This is a genomic window from Mesorhizobium sp. P2_D1, assembly GCF_056404455.1.
This window is the reverse complement of record NZ_JBFUDZ010000017.1, coordinates 1-17,198: the sequence shown is the minus strand read 5'-3', so window position 1 is coordinate 17,198 and position 17,198 is coordinate 1. Positions and strand designations below refer to the sequence as shown.

Sequence of the window (17,198 nt, the reverse complement as noted above, 5' to 3'; positions counted from 1 at the left end):
TAACCGCAAGTTGACCTTGCTCTTCCCCGGCAAGGCACCAGATCATCCCCATCCGCGTCAAGCAATTGGAGCCAGACGCCCATGACCAGCCTTCCCCTCGCTCTCACCATCAACGGACACCGATACGAACTGGAGGTCGATCCACGCGTCACACTGCTTGACCTGCTGCGCGAGCGGCTTGAACTCACCGGCACCAAGAAGGGCTGCGACCGCGGCCAGTGCGGCGCTTGCACGGTACTGGTCGATGGCAAGCGCATCAACTCCTGCCTGGCGCTGGCTGTCAGCCATGATGGCGCCAAGGTCTTGACCATCGAGGGTGTCTCCTACGGTGAAGACCTTCATCCGGTGCAGGCCGCCTTCATCGCCCATGACGGCTTCCAATGCGGTTTCTGCACGCCGGGTCAGATCATGAGCACGCTCGGTCTGATCGCCGAGGCGCAGGCCGGCGACGATCCCGAGCGCATCCGCGAGGGGATGAGCGGCAATCTCTGCCGTTGTGCTGCCTATGGAGGCATCGTCGAGGCGGTCCTGGAAGCCCAGGAGCAACTTGCCAAAGCCGACCGGAGGACCGCGGCGTGAAGAACTTCGATTATTACAGGCCCACCACCATTCCCGACGCCATTACGGCGGCGGCCGAGCCGGGTTCGGCCTATCTCGCCGGCGGCACCAACCTGCTCGACCTGATGAAGGGCGGCGTCACCAGCCCCGAGCGTATCGTCGACATCTCGCGCCTGCCGGAGCTCAACCGCATTGAGCGGCTGGCCGATGGCGGCCTGCGCATCGGCGCGCTGGTGCGCAATGCTGACCTCGCTCATGATCCAGAGTTCGCCAGATCCTATCCGGCGGTGGCGGAGGCCTTGCTGTCGGGCGCCTCGGCCCAGCTTCGCAATGCCGCCACCGTCGGCGGCAATCTGTTGCAGCGCACGCGCTGCAGCTATTTCTACGACACCGCCAGCGCCTGTAACAGACGCGACCCAGGCGCGGGCTGCGACGCGCTGGGTGGCGAGAACCGGCTGCATGCCGTGCTCGGCTGGAGCGACGCCTGCATCGCCACGCATCCGTCGGACTTCTGCGTGCCGCTGGTGGCGCTCGACGCCGTAGTCGAGATCGAGGGCAAAAAGGGCCGACGCCATGTGACGCTGGAGGAATTCCACCGGCTTCCCGGCGAGACGCCGCAGCGGGAGAATGGTCTGGAGCCCGGCGACCTGATCGTTGGGGTGCGCCTGCCGGCGGAGGCTGCCTCCTTCTCCGCCAATGCCCGCTATCTCAAGGTACGCGAACGCACCTCCTATGCGTTCGCTGTTGTCTCGGCCGCCGCTGCCCTTGTCGTCGAAGGCGGCAAGATCCGCCAGGCGCGGCTGGCGCTGGGCGGGGTAGCGGCCAAGCCATGGCGGGCGCGTTCGGCGGAAGCGGTCCTGCTTAGCGCCGATGCCGACGAGACGAGCTTCGTCCGTGCGGCGGACGCCGCATTGGCCGATGCCAGTCCCTCCGGCGACAATGCGTTCAAGATCGAACTCGCGCGCCGCATCGTGGTCAGGGCTCTGATGTCTGCCCTGGCGGGAACCCCTGGACGGCTGCCAGCCCTTCCTGCCTCCCCATTTTCCTCCATTCCCGGAGTGCGCCATGACGCTTGAACTCAGCCTCAATCAGCAACCCGCCCATCTCCGGCAGGGCTCCAGCATCGGCCAGCCGCTGACCCGCCGCGATGGTTTTCTCAAGGTCACCGGTGCCGCCCGTTACGCCGCCGACAATCATCCGCCCGGCATGCTCTACGCAGTACTGGCCGTCAGCGGCATCGCGCGCGGCCGCGTTGTCTCGCTGGATGTCGAGGCGGCCAAGGCGCACGGGGGCGTGGTCGAGGTGATGACGCCCAAGAACCGGCCGTCGCTCGCCACCGATCCGGATGCCAAGAACAATCCCTTCATGTTCCGGCTCGACCTGTTGCAGAACGATCGTATCCGCTACCCGAACCAGACCATCGCCGTGGTGATTGCCGAAACGCTGGAGGCGGCGACCGAGGGCGCCGCACTGCTGTCGCCGCGCTATGAAGCGCAGCCAGCGCGCGTTGGCCTCGACGGCGCCGAAAGCTTTGTCCCGGGCGGTGTCGGCATCGGCAGTCCTGCGGTGCACCACAAGGGCGATGTCGAGGCCGGTCTCAAGTCGGCGGCGACGCGGATCGAGGCGACCTACGAGACGCCGGCCCAATACCACAACGCCATGGAGCCGCATGCGATCGTCGCCGCCTGGGATGGCGACAGCCTGTCGATCGACACGCCGAGCCAGGGCCTTGCCATGGCACAGGGCCGCATCGCTGGCCTGTTCGGCATCGCGCCGCAAAATATCCACATCCGCAGCCCTTTCCTGGGTGGCGGCTTCGGTTCCAAGGGCATGATCTCCGGGCCGCAGGTGCTCGGCATTCTGGCGGCGCGTCTAGTCGGTCGTCCCGTCAAGCTGGTGCTGCGGCGCGAGCAGATGTACGGGCCCGTCGGCCATCGCGCGCCCACGCGCCAGACCTTGCGCATGGGCATGGACAGCGAAGGGCGGCTAACAGCGATCGACCATCACGCCAAGACCGCATCGAGCACGTTCGACGATTTCTTCGAACCGGCCGCCGATGCCTCGCACACGCTCTATGCCAGCCCGGCCATCGCCACTTCGCACGAGGCGGTGCGGCTGGACACGGGCACGCCGCTGTTCATGCGCGCCCCGGGTGAAGCCACCGGCTCGATCGCGCTGGAGAGCGCCATCGATGAGGCGGCCGCGGCCTGCGGCATGGACCCGCTGGAGTTTCGGCTGCGCAATTATGCCGAGGTCGAGCCGATGACTGGCAAGCCGTTTTCGTCCAAGGCGCTGCGCCAATGCTACGCGCAGGCATCGGAGCGCTTCGGTTGGCACCGCCGTCCGCTCCAGCCGCGCCTGATGCCGGACAAGGATGGCTTTCTAACCGGCTGGGGCATGGGCACGGCGACCTTTCCGGCGATCATGTTCCAGGCTGAGGCACGTGCGGTGCTGAGGGCCGACGGCAGCGGCCTGATGGAGACCGGCGCGCAGGACATGGGGCAAGGCGCCTGGACCGCCTTCGCCCAGATCGCCGCCGACGGGCTGGGGCTCGACATCGACCAGGTCGATTTCAGGGCCGGCAGCTCCGACCTGCCCAACGCAGGCATTGCCGGCGGCTCCGGCCATACGGCCACAGCCGGCATGGCGATCCACAATGCCGGAGCCGCCGTCATCACCAGGCTCGCCGATCTCGCCACCGGCCATGAAGCCTCGCCGCTGTTCGGCGCCGGCAACGAGGGCGTGCTGGCCCGTGGCGGCCGCCTCTACCGGCGCGACGATGAAAATCGCAGTGAAAGCTACAGCGAGATCCTGGCCCGTGCCGGGCTCGCCGAGATCGATGGCCGTGGCACGGGAACCCCAGACCCGTCGTCGCGGGAGGCCTATGCCATGCACGCGCATGGCGCTGTGTTCGCCGAAGTGAAGATCGATCCCGATTTCGGCCAGATCCGCGTCACCCGACTGGTCGGCGCCTTTGCCGCCGGGCGGGTCATCAATCCGCGGCTGGTACGCAGCCAGTATTATGGCGGCATGATCTGGGGCGTCTCCTTCGCCCTGCATGAGGAAGCCGTCACCGACCGGCGCTCGGGCCGTATCCAGAACGCCAACCTCGCCGAATACCATGTCCCGGTGAATGCCGACGTGCCGTCGGTCGAGGCGCTGCTGGTCCACGAGGACGACCCTTACGTCAATGCGCTCGGCATCAAGGGCGTTGGCGAAATCGGCATCACCGGCACGGCTGGCGCCGTCGCCAATGCGGTCTGGCATGCAACTGGCGTGCGCCCCCGGCGCTTTCCAATCCGGATCGAGGACCTGCTGGGATGACGAGTGATCCGTAAAACGGACAGGAAGCCAGTTGCCTGGCTTTCCAACGACGAATGCCCGGACCGAAAGCGAAGGGACGGACAGGTGGGAGAGACGGGCAAGCCTGCCGGCTCTCCTCGCCCGCCCAACATCAGCTCAATCGACCTCGCGTCAAGCAACTGGAGCCAGACGCCCATGACCAAAACGACAATTCCCGTCCATCTCGACATCAACGGCGATCGCCACACCCTGCAGCTCGAGCCGCGCGTCACGCTGCTCGACGCCTTGCGCGACCGGCTCGGCCTGACCGGCACCAAGAAGGGCTGCGACCACGGCCAGTGCGGCGCCTGCACCGTGCATGTCGACGGCGAGCGCGTGCTGGCCTGCCTGACGCTGGCCGCGCAGGCCGAGGGCCGCACCGTCACCACCATCGAGGGGCTTGCACGGGAGGGCGAACTGCATCCCGTGCAGGCTGCCTTCCTCGAGCAGGACGCCTTCCAGTGCGGTTATTGCACGCCCGGCCAGATCATGTCGGCGGTCGCCTGCATCCGCGAGGGCCATGCCGGCTCGGACGAAGAAATCCGCGAATACATGGCCGGCAATCTCTGCCGCTGCGGCGCCTATCCGCACATTGTCGCCGCTGTCCGCCAGGCAGCCCTGGAGGTCCAGTCATGAGAGATTTTTCCTATCTGCGTGCCGGCTCGATCGAGGCGGCACGCCAGGCAGCCGCCCTGCCCGGCGCGATGCTGCTCGCCGGCGGCACCACGCTCATCGATCTCGCCAAATGCGGTGTTGCCGAGCCCGACAGTCTCGTCGACATCACCCATCTCAAGGGGCTGGACAAGATCGAAGTGAGCGCAAGTGGCGCCACCGTCGGCGCACTCGCCAAAATGGGCCATGTCGCCGACCATGCCGATATCAAGAGCCACTTCCCCGCCGTCTCCGAAGCGCTGTGGCAGGCGGCTTCGGCGCAGATCCGCAACATGGCGACCATCGGCGGCAATCTGATGCAGCGCACGCGCTGCCCCTACTTCCGCGATCCAGCGAATTTCCCGGCCTGCAACAAGCGGGAACCCGGAAGCGGCTGTTCGGCTATCGGCGGAGTCACGCGGGGACACGCCGTACTCGGGACCAGCGAAGCCTGCATTGCCATGTATCCAGGTGACCTCGCCACCGCGCTGGTCGCCTTCGACGCGATCGTCTATCTCGGCGAGCGTCGGGTTTCGGTGGACGATTTCTTTCTGTTGCCCGGCGCCACGCCCGACAGGGAACACGCGATCGAACCGGGCGAGATGATCACCGCGATCGAGATTCCCAACTCCGCCGCCGCCCGGCGTTCCACATACCTGAAGATCCGCGACCGCCAATCCTATGAGTTCGCCGCGGCAAGTGCTGCCGTCGGCATCGAGTTCGAGGCTGACGGGCGCACCATCCGGGATTTGCGCGTGGCGCTGGGCGGCGTCGCGACCAAACCGTGGCGGGCACGGGCCGTGGAACAGGCGCTGAAAGGCAAGGTGTTGGAACCGGACGCCGTCCGCGCCGCCAGCCTGCTCGCCGTCGAAGGCGCCGTCGACAACGGCGCCAACCACTACAAGATCGAACTGGCGCCGCGCGTCGTCGCCCGCGCCATCCTGAAAATGGGAGAAACCGCATGACCGTTCACAACATGAGACATGGTGATGCGTCCGATGGCGGCGCCGACGCCGTTGGCGGCCGGCTGTCGCGCGTCGACGGCCCGGCCAAGATCACCGGCTCCGCGAAATATGCCGTCGAGCAGCAGCTCGAAGGGCTCGCCTACGCCGTGCTGGTCGAAAGCACGATTGCATCAGGCAAGGTGCGCTCGATCGATACCGCCGAGGCCGAAGCAGCGCCCGGCGTGCTCAAGGTATTGACGCCGGACACCATCATCAGCCTCAGGACTGCCTCTGACTGGTTCGGTACACCGCCGCCCGATAAGCCCTATTGCCCTTTGGCGCGCGACATCACCTTCTCAGGCCAGCATGTCGCGGCGGTCGTCGCGGAAACCTTCGAGCAGGCGGTTGCGGCCGCGGCACTGGTCAAGGTCAGCTATGACGAGACCCCTTCCATCGTCGACCTCAGCGACGCCAAGGCCGGCGACGGCATTCCGATCGATGCCATGACCAAGGAATGGGGCGACGCCCAGGCAGCCTTCGCCTCGGCTCCGGTCAGGATTTGCGCCGCCTACAACACGCCGCGCGAATACCAGGCGCCGATGGAGCCGCATGGCCTGATCGCCCAGTGGGAAGGCGACAAGCTCACCGTATGGGAGCCTAGCCAGTGGCTGGACGGCATGGCGCGCACCTATGCCGAATGGTTCGGCGTGCCGTTCGAGAATGTGCGGCTCGTCTCGCCCTATATTGGTGGCGGCTTCGGCTCCAAGGCGCTGGCGCTCAGCCATGGCGCGGTGGCGGCAAGTGCCGCCAAGATGCTCGGCCGGCCGGTGAGGCTGGTGATGACGCGGCCGCAGACATTCACCGGCTACGGCGGGCGCGCGGCGACACGCCAGACGGTGACGATCGGCGCAGATGCGGGAGGAATAATCCAGTCGATCGTGCATCGTGGCATCAACGAGACGTCGATGGACGGCATGTGGGTCGAGCCGCTGGGATCGGTCACCTCGATCATGTACGCGACGCCGAATTTCTCCTCGAAGCAGAATGTCGTGCGGGTGAATTCGGTGGTGCCGGGCGCCATGCGCGCGCCGGGCGAAAACCCCTCGGCCTTCGGCATCGAGAGCGCCATCGACGAACTCGCTTATGAGGTCGGCATCGATCCGCTGGAGATCCGCCTGAGAAACTATGCCGAGCAGGAYCCACACGCCAAAAAAGCCTGGTCTACCAGGCAGTTGCGCGAGGCTTTTGCTGCTGGCGCAGAACGCTTCGGCTGGGCAAGGCGGACACCACAGCCGCGCTCGATGCGGGACGGCAACCAGCTGATCGGCTGGGGTGTCGCCGCCGGCACCTATCCGGTGCGGCGCGCCTATGGCGAGGCGATCGTGCGCATTCTCGCCAATGGCTCGGTCGAGGTCGAAAGCTCCTCGATCGACATGGGCCAGGGCACCTACACGATCCTGGCGCAGACCGCCGCCGAGACGGTCGGCGTGGCGGCCGACAGTGTCGTGGTGAAGCTCGGCGACTCGCGCTTCCCCCGCGCCGGCGTCGCCGGCGGATCGCGGTTGGCCGGCGTGATGACCGGCGCCGTCTACAAGGCGGCGACCTCGGCGCTCGACCAGCTGGTGGGGCTGGCGATCAGCGATCCGCGCTCGCCGTTCCACGCGCTGCAGGCCAACACACTGGTGGTCGCCAACGGCCGTATCTCATCGCCGCGCGGTGACGGCCCTGATCTCTCCATCGCCGAACTGCTCGGCAGCGTCGGCCGCGACCATATCGAAGCAACCGGCGACACCATGCCGGCCAATTCGACGGCGCAGGATCGCTACAAGAACTACACCACCATCGCCATGGCGCTGCCGCATACGGAGGGCGACTATTCCCGCCACAGCTGGTGCGCGCATTTCATCGAGGTGCGTGTCGACGAGGATTTCGGCACGGTGCGCGTGTCGCGCGTGGTATCGGCGCTGGATTCGGGTCGGCTCTACAACCCCAAACTCGCCGAAAGCCAATGGAAGGGCGGCATCATCATGGGCATCGGCCAGGCGCTGCTCGAGGAAGGCATCGTCGACCGCCGCCATGGCCGCATCGTCAACAACAACCTTGCCGACTATCTGGTGCCGACCAACGCCGACATTCCAGACATCGAAGTGATCTCGGTCGGCATTCCCGACTTGCACTCCTCGGTGCTCGGCGGCAAGGGTGTCGGCGAGCTCGCCATCGTCGGCGTGGCACCCGCGATCGCCAACGCGGTCTTCCACGCCACCGGAAAACGCGTGCGCGACCTGCCGATCACGCTGGAGAAGCTGATTTAGGGGGCGACGGCGACGAAGCTGCGATCTCCCCCCTTGCGGGGGAGATGGCCGGCAGGCCAGAGGGGGTACTGTCCCGCCGGCATCTCAACCCAATCACAATCGCGCCGTCCAGTGATTTCCGGTTGAAGGTGGTAACCGCGAAGTTTGGCGATCCTTCCCACCCCCCTTTGCCCTGCCGGGCATCTCCCGCAAGGGGGAGAGTGGCAGCTCCGCCATCTTCGCCGATCACCACTCCAGCCCGAACACCAGCTTGCCGAAATGCAGGCCGCCGGCGGCCATGTGGGCGTAGGCTTCGGCCGCTTGGTTGGGCGAAAACACTTTGTCGACGACCGGCTCGATCCCAGCTGCACCGATGGCGCGAGCGGCGTCGTGAAGGTCGGACACAGATCCGGTGTTGTTGCCGACCACCCTCAACGCCTTGATGATGATCGGTAGCAGATTGACCGTGGCCTCGGCTCCGGTGACGAAGCCGACGGTGAACAGCGTCCCGCCGGGCGCGGTGGCGTTGATGGCACGGGCGAAGGTCGCGGTGCCGCCGGTCTCGACGACGAGGTCGGCGCCGAGGCCTCCGGTCAGCTCCAGCACCTTGCCGTCCCAGTCGGGCGTCGCGCGGTAGTTGATGAGATGATCGGCGCCGAGTGCTTTCGCCCGCTCCAGCTTCTCGTCCGACGACGAGGTGATGATGACGGTGGCGCCGGCGGCTTTCGCAAGCTGCAAGGTGAAGATCGAGACCCCGCCGGTGCCGAGCAGCACGACGACCGAGCCCGGCCCGACATCGGCGGCGCGGATGGCGTTCCAGGCGGTGGTGCCGGCGATCGGCAGCGTCGAGGCCGCCTCGAAGGAGAGATGCGCCGGCACCGGCACGACCGAATTGGCCGGCAGCGCGACATATTCGGCCAGCGACCCCGGCAGCGAGATGCCGCGCATCTGCGTCATCTCGTAAGGGCGCGGCCGGCCACCGATCCAGCGCGGCTTGGCGTGGGCGACGACGCGATCGCCGACGGCCAGTCTCGTAACCCCCTCGCCCAGCGCAACAATCTCGCCGGCGCCGTCGGCGACGGGGATGAGCGGAAAGCTCGGTCCTGGATAATTGCCGCTCGCCACCGCGACATCGACGAAATTGAGGCTCGCCGCACGCTGGCGGATCAGCACCTCGCCGCGCTGCGGTTCGGGRGTGGCCAGGGTGGCGGCGCGGAAGGCGTCCAGCCTGGGTTGGCTTAGTTCGATGGCTTTCATGGTTTCACTCCGGTGGGTCGATTGATGGGTTGAGTGAACTTAGCTGCTGCGCTATCTCTAGATAATCATTGCCTTTTGCATTTGAATACTGCGAGTTATGCAGCAATCCCACGAACCAGTGGCCCTTGCCGAAATGGCGGCCTTCGCGGCCATCGCCGAGGCGCGCTCTTTCACCAGAGCGGCGGCGCGTGTGGGGCGCGACGCGACCATCCTGTCGCGGCGGCTGCAATCACTGGAGGAGCGGCTGGGTGTCAGGCTGCTCCATCGCACGACGCGCAGCGTGTCGCTGACCGAAGCGGGTGCCGAATTCCTGGTGCGCGTGCGCGCCATCCTCGCCGCTGTCGACGAGGCCGAGGCCGCCGCGTCGGCACATGCCGGCGGCCGCCCGCGCGGCCTGCTCCGGCTGGCGCTGCCCGGCACATTCGGGCGCATGTGGATCGGGCCGCTGCTGCCTCAATTCCTTGCCGAATTTCCCGATGTCCGCATCGAGGCGGAATTCTCCAACCGCTTCGTCGATCTGGTCGCCGAGAATTTCGACGTCGCCGTGCGGCTCGGAGCGTTGGAGGATTCGCGCCTGGTGGCGCGCAAGGTGGCGACGCGGCGCCGGCTGCTCTGCGCCGCCCCCTCCTATCTCGCCAGAAGGGGCAGGCCGGAGACACCGCAGGCGCTGCTCGAACATTCCTGCCTGGGCTTCAGCGGCTTCCAGACCTTTCCGGCCTGGGAGATGACCGACCGCGAGGGCCGGCACGTGCGCGTCGAGGTTTCCGGGCCGTTGGTCTCCGACGACGCCGAGGTGCTGGTCGAGGCTGCCGTGCAAGGCGTCGGCCTGATGATGAGCACCGACTGGCTGGTCGGCCGGGAGCTCGCCGACGGCCGGCTGGTGCCAATCCTGAAGGACTGGACGCTGGCCGACGAAGGCGCGGTCTATGTCGTCACGCCCTCAGCCAAGGGACAAGCCGCCAAGACCCGCGCCTTCGCGGACTGGATCGGCCAGCGCTTCGCGCCGGATCCGCCCTGGCTGCGGTGAGGCCGCCGGTCTCCCACAAAAGGGGGATGATTACACGCTCCTCCCTACTTTCCCTGCTGCTTCATGAACTGGCTGAGCAGGTCCACCGGCAGCGGGAACACAACCGTGGACGAGCGCTCGCCGGCGATGTCGTGCAGGGCCTCGAAATAGCGCAGTTGCATGGCTTGCGGCTCGGCGGCCAGCATCTTGCCCGCCTCGACCAGCTTGGCCGCCGCCTGCTGCTCGCCATCGGCGTTGATCACCTTGGCGCGGCGCAGCCGCTCTGCCTCGGCCTGCTTGGCGATGGCGCGGATCATGCTCTCGTTCAGGTCGACATGCTTGATCTCGACATTGGAGACCTTGATGCCCCAGGCGTCGGTGCGCTGGTCGAGGATCTCCTGGATATCGCTGTTGAGCTTGTCGCGCTCGGCCAGCATTTCGTCGAGCTCGTGCTTGCCGAGCACCGAGCGCAGCGTGGTCTGCGCCAGTTGATTGGTGGCGGCCATGAAGTCCTCGACCTGGATGATCGCCCGTTCGGCGTCGACGATGCGGAAATAGAGCACCGCGTTGACCTTCACAGAGACGTTGTCGCGCGAAATCACGTCCTGTGGCGGCACATCCTGCACCACCACCCGCAGATCGACCTTGACCATCTGCTGGATGAAGGGGACGAGGATGATGAGACCGGGACCCTTGACCCCGGTGAAGCGACCGAGCGTGAAGACGACGCCGCGCTGATATTCCCTGAGGATGCGAATGGCCGCCGACAGGAACATGACCACGACCAGCGCAAGCAACAGATAGGCCACGTAACCGATGCTCATTTCTTTGCTCCATTCCTTCCGGCGTCGCGCCGCTGCACGGTCAGTACGAGGCCGCTGACATCGGTCACCTCGACGCTGTCGCCGGGTGCGATGGCTTCGTCGGCCTTCGCCCGCCAGCGCTCGCCCTGGGCCAGTACATGGCCCTCGCCGCCCTGCCAGTCGAGAATCTGGGCCGGCAGTCCGCGCATGGCCTCACCGCCGACACGGGGCAGGCTCTTGCGCGCCGCCCAGACATAGGTGCCCGTCAGCAGCGCCAGCCCAAGCGTCAGCGCGGCGGCGGGACCGATGACGGCCCATGACACGGCGAAGCCCGGACCTTGGGTCTTGAGCAGCACGGTGGCGCCAAGCAGAAAGGCGGCCACGCCGCCGAGTCCAAGCACTACGGTGGGGTTGAAGGCCTCGACGACGAGGAAGGCGACGCCGAGCAGCATCAGGGCGAGGCCGGCATAATTGATCGGCAGGAGATTGAGTGCATAGAGCCCAAGCACGAGGCAGATGGTCCCGATGACGCCGGGCGCCACCGCGCCGGGGCTGGTGAACTCGAAGATGATGGCGTAGACGCCGACCAGCATCAGGATGATGGCGACGTTCGGATCGGTGATGACGGAGAGAAGCTGGATGAACCAGCCAGGTTCCAGCGTCTCGACCGGCAGTCCTTTGGTCGCCAGAACCACTTTCCTGCCCGCTACATCGACGGTCCGCCCATCGGCCAGTTGCAACAACTCGGTGGTGTCGTGGGCGACGAAGTCGATCACATGTTCCTGCAGCGCCGCGCTGGCCGAAAGGCTCGCCGCTTCGCGCACGGCTTTCTCGCCCCAGTCGCCATTGCGCCCACGCAGTTCCGCCAGCGAGCGGATCAAGGCAACCGCATCATTGGTCACCTTGGCCATCATCGCATCGCCTGCCGGCCGCCCGGTGGCGTCCTTCTCGTCGCCCTTGTCGTTCTTGTCGCTCTTGTCCTTGTCGCCGCCGGGAAGCGACGGCAGCCCGCCCATCTCGACCGGCGTCGCCGCACCCAGATTGGTGCCGGGCGCCATCGCCGCGACATGGGTGGCATAGAGGATATAGGTGCCGGCGCTGGCGGCATGGCCACCGGCCGGCGCGACATAGCCGATGACGGGCACCGGTGAAGCGAGGATATCGGCGATCATCTCGCGCATCGAGGTGACCAGCCCGCCGGGTGTATCGATCTGAAGGATGAGTACTTCGGCGCCCCGCTTGGCGGCTACATCAAGCGCTTCCTCAAGTTGCCTGGTGCTTGCCGGCCCGATGGCGCCGTCGATTGCGACGCTCAGCGCAACCTTCTCGCTCCCGGCCGAAGAGAAGGGAGAAAAGACAGCTGCGGCGACGAAGGCCGCGGCAAAAAGGGCCACCCGCGCGAAGGTCACGCTCAAAGCTCCGTGGATTCAATATGGGTTGTATTTTGCGAAGTCCAAGAGGAGAGCGACGTCGGCGAATGCGAACGCGGCTGAGCGCACAATCTCCCTTGTGGGGAGCTATTCCGGTGACGGGACCGGCGGCCGCGACGTCAGCGCGGTGCCGAAGGCGGCGGCAATCACCGCGGCGATGCCGGCCAGTTGCGGCGCCGTCAGGCTTTCGTGCAGGAACAGGAAGCCGGCCAGCGCGCCCAGCCCGGGCTCGAGGCAGGTCAGCGTGCCGTAGATGCGGGCCGGCATCCTGGTCAGCGCCACCATCTCCAGCCAGAAGGGCAGCGCACTGGAGAACAGCCCGACGAGCAGCGCGCTGGTCAGGATTGACGGTTCGAGCAGCGCGGTTCCCGCTTGTGCTGCACCGAAGGGCAGCACAAGCACGGCTGCGATCGCCATGCCATAGGCTGTGGTGCGCGAGCCGAGTTCAGCACCCGCCTTCTGGGCGAGCACGATGTAGAGCACCCAGAAGCCGCCGGCCGCCAGCGCCAGCATCACCCCGGTCGGATCAAGCGGTTGCAGCGAATGGACGAAAGGCGACAACAGCAAGATGCCGGCCACCGCTAGCCCGATCCAGGCAAAGTCGCTGGCACGCCGCGAGGTCAACGTCGCCACCAGCAGCGGGCCGGAGAACTCCAGCGCCACCGCTATGCCGAGCGGAATGGTGGCGAGCGCGGCGTAAAACAGAAGGTTGAGCGCGCACAGCGTCACGCCATAAGCGATCAGCCATGGCATGGTGGCGCGCGACGGTCGCATCTGCCACGGCCGCAGCACGGCGATCAGCATCAGCGCGCCGACGACAAGCCTGAGCGTCGTCGTTCCCTGCGCGCCGATCAGCGGGAACAGGCCCTTGGCGAAGGTGGCACCGATCTGGATCGACACCATGGCGCCCATCAGTGCGGCGATCGGCAAGGGGGCCGCTTCGCGACGGGCAACCGGCGTCGATGTCACTTTGGCTCATCCTCCATGCCGCCGGACCAAACCCGCCTGGCGGCATCGCGATAGGCCGAACGCGCCGGACTGTCGTGAGACAGCGCCGACGTCTTGATGGGGCAAGGCGCCGGCAACCGCCAACCGGTCACTGGTGTCGCCAGCCTCGATGCCAGCCGCGGGCCGGTCTTGACGTCGACGATCTCCGGCCTTGAACCTCAGACGGCCATCCGCGGGGTGATCCGCGGTTGCCGGCGTGGTGGAAGAGCCGGTTGCCCGATGCCGGCCCGTGGAACCAGGTGACGCTGTGTTCGCCGCAACGGCGCTTATGGTTTAGGCTCCATCGCTTACATAGGGCTGGTCTTCTCGACATCAGGAGGATTTGATCCGTGCTCGCCCGCGTCGACGCCGTCGCACCTCTGCCCGAAAATGTGCTCAGCCTGTCGACAGCGCGGCGGGCCTGGAACGGCGTTTCTCTCGACGTCAATGAATGGCGCGGCTCCGGCAGGGTGGCTCACCAATTTCCCCACGGGACGGAGACCCGCCTAATTGCCCTGCTGGAAGAGGTCGGCAGCCCGTGTGAACCACGGCTGCGCGAGAACCAGCCTTGCCCCGCCGGCTACAGGCCCAGGCACATGGACTTCGCCCCTGCCGGCATGGAGATGTGGGGCTATAGCGCCGACGTCCGCTTCGTTCGAGACGCCACGCTGATGTTCGATTTCGCCGCCATGGACGAAAGGCTGGCTACCCGGTTCGATCGCAAAGCGGTCTCGACGCCGCGGCTGCGTTTTGCCGATGACCGCATCTGGACCCTGGTCAAGCTGCTCGCCGAGGTGGTGAACGACACCGATCCGTCGGCGCAGCTCTACGGCGATGGGCTGACCGTGGCGATCATGGCGCGACTGTTCGTCGATCCGCTGGAGCCCGGCGCCGACGCCAAGGGCCTGGCGCCCTGGCAGCTTCGGCGTGTCATCGACCATCTCGATGCGCACCTGCCCGAGCGTGTCGACCTCGTGCGGCTGGCGGCACTGGCCGGCCTGTCGCAATCGCACTTCAGTCGGGCGTTCAAGGCCTCGACCGGCATGGCGCCGTATCGCTGGCAACTCGACGCCCGCATCCGGCGCGCGCAGGCACTGCTCATCGACAGCCGCGCCACGCTCGACCAGGTGGCCGAGGCCACCGGCTTTGCCGATGCCGTGCACTTTGGACGCACGTTCCGCAAGCTCATCGGCGCGACCCCGGCGACGTGGCGGCGCGACCGCAAAAGCTGATCGCAACGTGACAGCGGCCGATCGCAAGGCGACAGCGGATTCAGGCTGGAAATAGCAGGATCGAACAGTGCGTTGCGCCCTATGATGGAGCAATAGTCCCTCGACCGGGCAGGCGAGACATCGGATTGAGCACTTTGCGACATCCGCCTCCCCGGAACTCCTGATCCGGAAGGTGGAAGATGACCGCAGAACCGATCGACTATGATGCCCTGATGCAGGCTAACCTTGCCCGCGTGTTCGGCGAGCGCGATGCCGTCCGCCGGATGAGCGCCATTGCAAAAATCTATGCCGACGACGCGGTGCTATATGAACCGCATGCGGCGGCAACGGGCCATATCGCTATCAATCAGGCGGTGGAAGCGCTGCTGTCGAGCCTGCCGGCAGACTTCGTCTTCACGGCGACCGGCCCTGCCGTCGGTCACCACGGCATCGGGCGGCTGCGCTGGCAATCCGGCCCGCCCAACGGTCCCGTCGCCGTGACCGGCACTGATGTCGCGCATTTCCAGGGCGACCTCATCCATTCCCTTTACGTTTTTCTCGATCCCGCCGGCGCCTGATGCATGTCGCCCAAAAGTGCGCAGCGGTTTGGGACAACGACATGCACAAAAAACAGAAACTTAAAGCGCGTCGACTGGAGCCGTTTCAACACGACGCGCTTTAACCAGTCGCCCGCAGATCCAAGGAGTTTCCCATGCCCAAAACCGGCCTCGAAGCCCTGCTTCGCCCCGAAGACAGCATCCTGGTGCTGATCGACCATCAACCGTATCAGTTCACCAATCTCAACAGCCACGAACCGACGATAGTCGTCAATAACGTCGTTGGCCTGGCCAAGACGGCCAAGGTCTTCAATGTACCGACGATCCTGACGACCGTGCTCGAGGAGCGCGGCGGCTACATCATCAAGGGGCTGCAGGATGTCTTTCCGGAGCAGAAACCGATCGACCGCACCTTTATCAACACCTGGCAAGACCCCAAAGTCACCGACATCGTGAAGAAGAGCGGACGCAAGCAGCTCGTGCTCGCCGCGCTCTACACCGAGATTTGCCTGGCGATGCCGGCGATCCAGGCGCTGGGCGAAGGCTATGACGTGTTCATCGTCACTGATGCCTCAGGYGGCGTCTCGCTGGAGGCGCATGACATGGCCGTGCGCCGCATGGTCAACGCAGGCGCAGTGCCGATCACCTGGATGGCGGTGCTGGGCGAATGGCAGCGCGACTGGGCCCGCGAAGACACGGCCGCCGGTGTCGCCGGCGTCGTAGCCGAACATGGCGGTGCCAGTGGCGTCGCCTTCGCCTGGGAAATGCAGCTGCTCGCCACCCGCGCCAAAGCCGGCGCCTGAACAGGCCCGCACGTCAAGAGGCCCGTACTTCGAGAAAGGCTAGCCATGTCCGCCGCGCCCATCCGCATCGGCTACTGCCTGTCGCTGACCGGCCCGCTCGCGGGCAACAGCCGGTCGGCGCAGCTCGCGCATGACATCTGGCGGGAAGACACCAACCGACGGGGCGGCTTGCTCGGCCGCCCTGTAGAACTCGTCTGCCACGATGACCATGGTGACGCCTCGCTCGTGCCTGGCCTCTACAAGCGGATGATGGACGACGACAAGGTCGACCTGGTCATCGGCGGCTACGGCACCAACACGGTTTTGCCGGCAATGCCGCTGATCATCGAACGGCAGCGCTTCTTCGTCGGCCTGATGGGCCTCGGCGTCAACGCGCTCGCCTATCCCAACTATTTCGCCATGATCCCGACCGGGCCGGATCCGAACGCGGCACTGACCGAAGGCTTTTTCGCGCTCGCCGCGCAGCAGAGGCCTCGGCCCGCGACGATGGCGCTCTTATCCGCCGACGCGGAATTTTCCAGGAATCCCATTCTCGGCGCCAAGGCAAACGCCGACAAATACGACTTCAGCATCGTTCATGAGGCCACTTATCCGCTGACGACAACCGATTTTAAGCCGGTCCTTGATGCCGTCGCCAAGAGTGGCTGCGACCTCTTGTTTCTGTGTTCATACCTTCAGGATTCGATCGACTTGGTGCGCGCCATCCATGCGCACCGGTTCCGCCCGAAGATGGTTGGCGCCGGCATGATCGGGCCGCAGAACACGGCGGTCAAGACGGCGCTCGGCCCGCTGCTCAATGGCTTCGTCAACTACGAATATTGGGTCCCCGTCTCCAGGATGATGTTCCCCGGCGTTCAGGAGTTTCTGGACACTTACCAGGCGCGAGCCGGCGATGCCGGCGTCGACCTCTTGGGGCACTATATGGCGCCGCTCGCCTTTGCGCAGATGCAGGTGGTTGCCCAGGCAATCGAGGCGACCGGCGGCTTCGACGACGCCGCCCTGTCGGCATACACGCGCGAAGCGATCTTCGACACCGTCATGGGCGCCGTCCGCTTCGGGGTGAACGGCGAATGGGCGCGGCCACGCGTCCTCCAGGTTCAGTTCCAAGGCATCTCCGGCCATGAGGCTGGCCAGTTCCGCAACGGATCGAGGCAGATCGTGGTGTCGCCACCAGACTTCGCCTCCGGTGAGCTGATCTTTCCCTATGCGCAAGCCCGCTCTGCCGGGTGAAGGGCTTTGCTTGCGGCTTCCCGTTGGGCTTTGGGAGGAGCGAACCGTGCGGGCAACCCACGAAAAAGCCGGCGATCATGCTGCATCGCGCAAAACCCAATAATTCCAATTCATTCCATGCGTAACCG

General features: G+C 66.0%; 15 protein-coding genes. 11 read left to right on the top strand and 4 right to left on the bottom strand.

Annotated features, from left to right (window positions below; genetic code table 11):
* Window positions 1-81: 81 nt before the first annotated feature.
* The 6 genes from AC1D0I_RS14590 to AC1D0I_RS14565 all read left to right on the top strand — a co-directional run bounded on the left by AC1D0I_RS14590 (window position 82) and on the right by AC1D0I_RS14565 (window position 7,807).
* A complete protein-coding gene (locus tag AC1D0I_RS14590; protein ID WP_477395892.1) occupies window positions 82-579 on the top strand; it encodes a (2Fe-2S)-binding protein in 498 nt (165 codons plus the stop codon).
* Complete coding sequence (locus AC1D0I_RS14585; protein ID WP_477395890.1) at window positions 576-1,634, top strand: FAD binding domain-containing protein; 1,059 nt, start codon at window positions 576-578, stop codon at window positions 1,632-1,634. The genes AC1D0I_RS14590 and AC1D0I_RS14585 overlap by 4 nt, the downstream gene beginning before the upstream one ends.
* Window positions 1,624-3,882: a xanthine dehydrogenase family protein molybdopterin-binding subunit gene (locus tag AC1D0I_RS14580; protein ID WP_477395888.1), complete on the top strand. Its 2,259-nt coding sequence runs from the start codon at window positions 1,624-1,626 to the stop codon at window positions 3,880-3,882. Before AC1D0I_RS14585 ends, AC1D0I_RS14580 begins: the two co-directional genes overlap by 11 nt.
* A gap of 174 nt (window positions 3,883-4,056) precedes the next feature.
* Window positions 4,057-4,536, top strand: coding sequence for a (2Fe-2S)-binding protein (locus AC1D0I_RS14575; protein WP_184875278.1), 480 nt, complete (start codon window positions 4,057-4,059; stop codon window positions 4,534-4,536).
* On the top strand, window positions 4,533-5,516 hold the full coding sequence (locus tag AC1D0I_RS14570) for an FAD binding domain-containing protein (protein WP_477395886.1): 984 nt from the start codon (window positions 4,533-4,535) through the stop codon (window positions 5,514-5,516). Before AC1D0I_RS14575 ends, AC1D0I_RS14570 begins: the two co-directional genes overlap by 4 nt.
* On the top strand, window positions 5,513-7,807 hold the full coding sequence (locus AC1D0I_RS14565; protein ID WP_477395884.1) for a xanthine dehydrogenase family protein molybdopterin-binding subunit: 2,295 nt from the start codon (window positions 5,513-5,515) through the stop codon (window positions 7,805-7,807). The genes AC1D0I_RS14570 and AC1D0I_RS14565 overlap by 4 nt, the downstream gene beginning before the upstream one ends.
* 225 nt (window positions 7,808-8,032) lie before the next feature.
* On the opposite strand, the gene AC1D0I_RS14560 is transcribed toward AC1D0I_RS14565, so the two are convergent.
* Window positions 8,033-9,043, bottom strand: coding sequence for a zinc-dependent alcohol dehydrogenase family protein (locus AC1D0I_RS14560; RefSeq protein WP_477395882.1), 1,011 nt, complete (start codon window positions 9,041-9,043; stop codon window positions 8,033-8,035).
* A 97-nt stretch (window positions 9,044-9,140) separates the two neighbouring features.
* On the opposite strand from AC1D0I_RS14560, the gene AC1D0I_RS14555 reads away from it, so the two are divergent.
* Window positions 9,141-10,070, top strand: a complete 930-nt coding sequence (locus tag AC1D0I_RS14555) for a LysR family transcriptional regulator (RefSeq protein WP_477395880.1) — start codon at window positions 9,141-9,143, stop codon at window positions 10,068-10,070.
* Between the two features lie 44 nt (window positions 10,071-10,114).
* On the opposite strand, the gene AC1D0I_RS14550 is transcribed toward AC1D0I_RS14555, so the two are convergent.
* The 3 genes from AC1D0I_RS14550 to AC1D0I_RS14540 form a co-directional block, all read right to left on the bottom strand.
* On the bottom strand, window positions 10,115-10,873 hold the full coding sequence (locus AC1D0I_RS14550; RefSeq protein ID WP_095091267.1) for a slipin family protein: 759 nt from the start codon (window positions 10,871-10,873) through the stop codon (window positions 10,115-10,117).
* On the bottom strand, window positions 10,870-12,261 hold the full coding sequence (locus tag AC1D0I_RS14545; RefSeq protein ID WP_477395878.1) for an NfeD family protein: 1,392 nt from the start codon (window positions 12,259-12,261) through the stop codon (window positions 10,870-10,872). Before AC1D0I_RS14545 ends, AC1D0I_RS14550 begins: the two co-directional genes overlap by 4 nt.
* A gap of 108 nt (window positions 12,262-12,369) precedes the next feature.
* Entirely contained in the window at window positions 12,370-13,251 is an 882-nt protein-coding gene (locus tag AC1D0I_RS14540) for an EamA family transporter (protein ID WP_477395876.1), read from the bottom strand.
* Window positions 13,252-13,619: 368 nt separating this feature from the next.
* Between AC1D0I_RS14540 and AC1D0I_RS14535 the strand changes: the two genes are divergently transcribed.
* From AC1D0I_RS14535 to AC1D0I_RS14520, 4 genes are all read left to right on the top strand, one after another.
* Complete coding sequence (locus tag AC1D0I_RS14535; protein ID WP_477395874.1) at window positions 13,620-14,501, top strand: helix-turn-helix domain-containing protein; 882 nt, start codon at window positions 13,620-13,622, stop codon at window positions 14,499-14,501.
* Window positions 14,502-14,680: 179 nt separating this feature from the next.
* A complete protein-coding gene (locus tag AC1D0I_RS14530; RefSeq protein WP_477395873.1) occupies window positions 14,681-15,058 on the top strand; it encodes a nuclear transport factor 2-like protein in 378 nt (125 codons plus the stop codon).
* 134 nt (window positions 15,059-15,192) lie between these two features.
* A complete protein-coding gene (locus AC1D0I_RS14525; protein ID WP_477395871.1) occupies window positions 15,193-15,840 on the top strand; it encodes a hydrolase in 648 nt (215 codons plus the stop codon).
* 45 nt (window positions 15,841-15,885) lie between these two features.
* Complete coding sequence (locus AC1D0I_RS14520) at window positions 15,886-17,070, top strand: amino acid ABC transporter substrate-binding protein (protein ID WP_477395869.1); 1,185 nt, start codon at window positions 15,886-15,888, stop codon at window positions 17,068-17,070.
* Window positions 17,071-17,198: the final 128 nt, after the last annotated feature.

Bases quoted from the DNA above. Each gene is read 5' to 3' on its own strand.
- AC1D0I_RS14590 (WP_477395892.1), top strand. From the start codon at position 82: ATGACCAGCCTTCCCCTCGCTCTCACCATCAACGGACACCGATACGAA.
- AC1D0I_RS14580 (WP_477395888.1), top strand. From the start codon at position 1,624: ATGACGCTTGAACTCAGCCTCAATCAGCAACCCGCCCATCTCCGGCAG.
- AC1D0I_RS14575 (WP_184875278.1), top strand. From the start codon at position 4,057: ATGACCAAAACGACAATTCCCGTCCATCTCGACATCAACGGCGATCGC.
- AC1D0I_RS14570 (WP_477395886.1), top strand. From the start codon at position 4,533: ATGAGAGATTTTTCCTATCTGCGTGCCGGCTCGATCGAGGCGGCACGC.
- AC1D0I_RS14555 (WP_477395880.1), top strand. From the start codon at position 9,141: ATGCAGCAATCCCACGAACCAGTGGCCCTTGCCGAAATGGCGGCCTTC.
- AC1D0I_RS14550 (WP_095091267.1), bottom strand. From the start codon at position 10,873: ATGAGCATCGGTTACGTGGCCTATCTGTTGCTTGCGCTGGTCGTGGTC.
- AC1D0I_RS14530 (WP_477395873.1), top strand. From the start codon at position 14,681: ATGACCGCAGAACCGATCGACTATGATGCCCTGATGCAGGCTAACCTT.
- AC1D0I_RS14520 (WP_477395869.1), top strand. From the start codon at position 15,886: ATGTCCGCCGCGCCCATCCGCATCGGCTACTGCCTGTCGCTGACCGGC.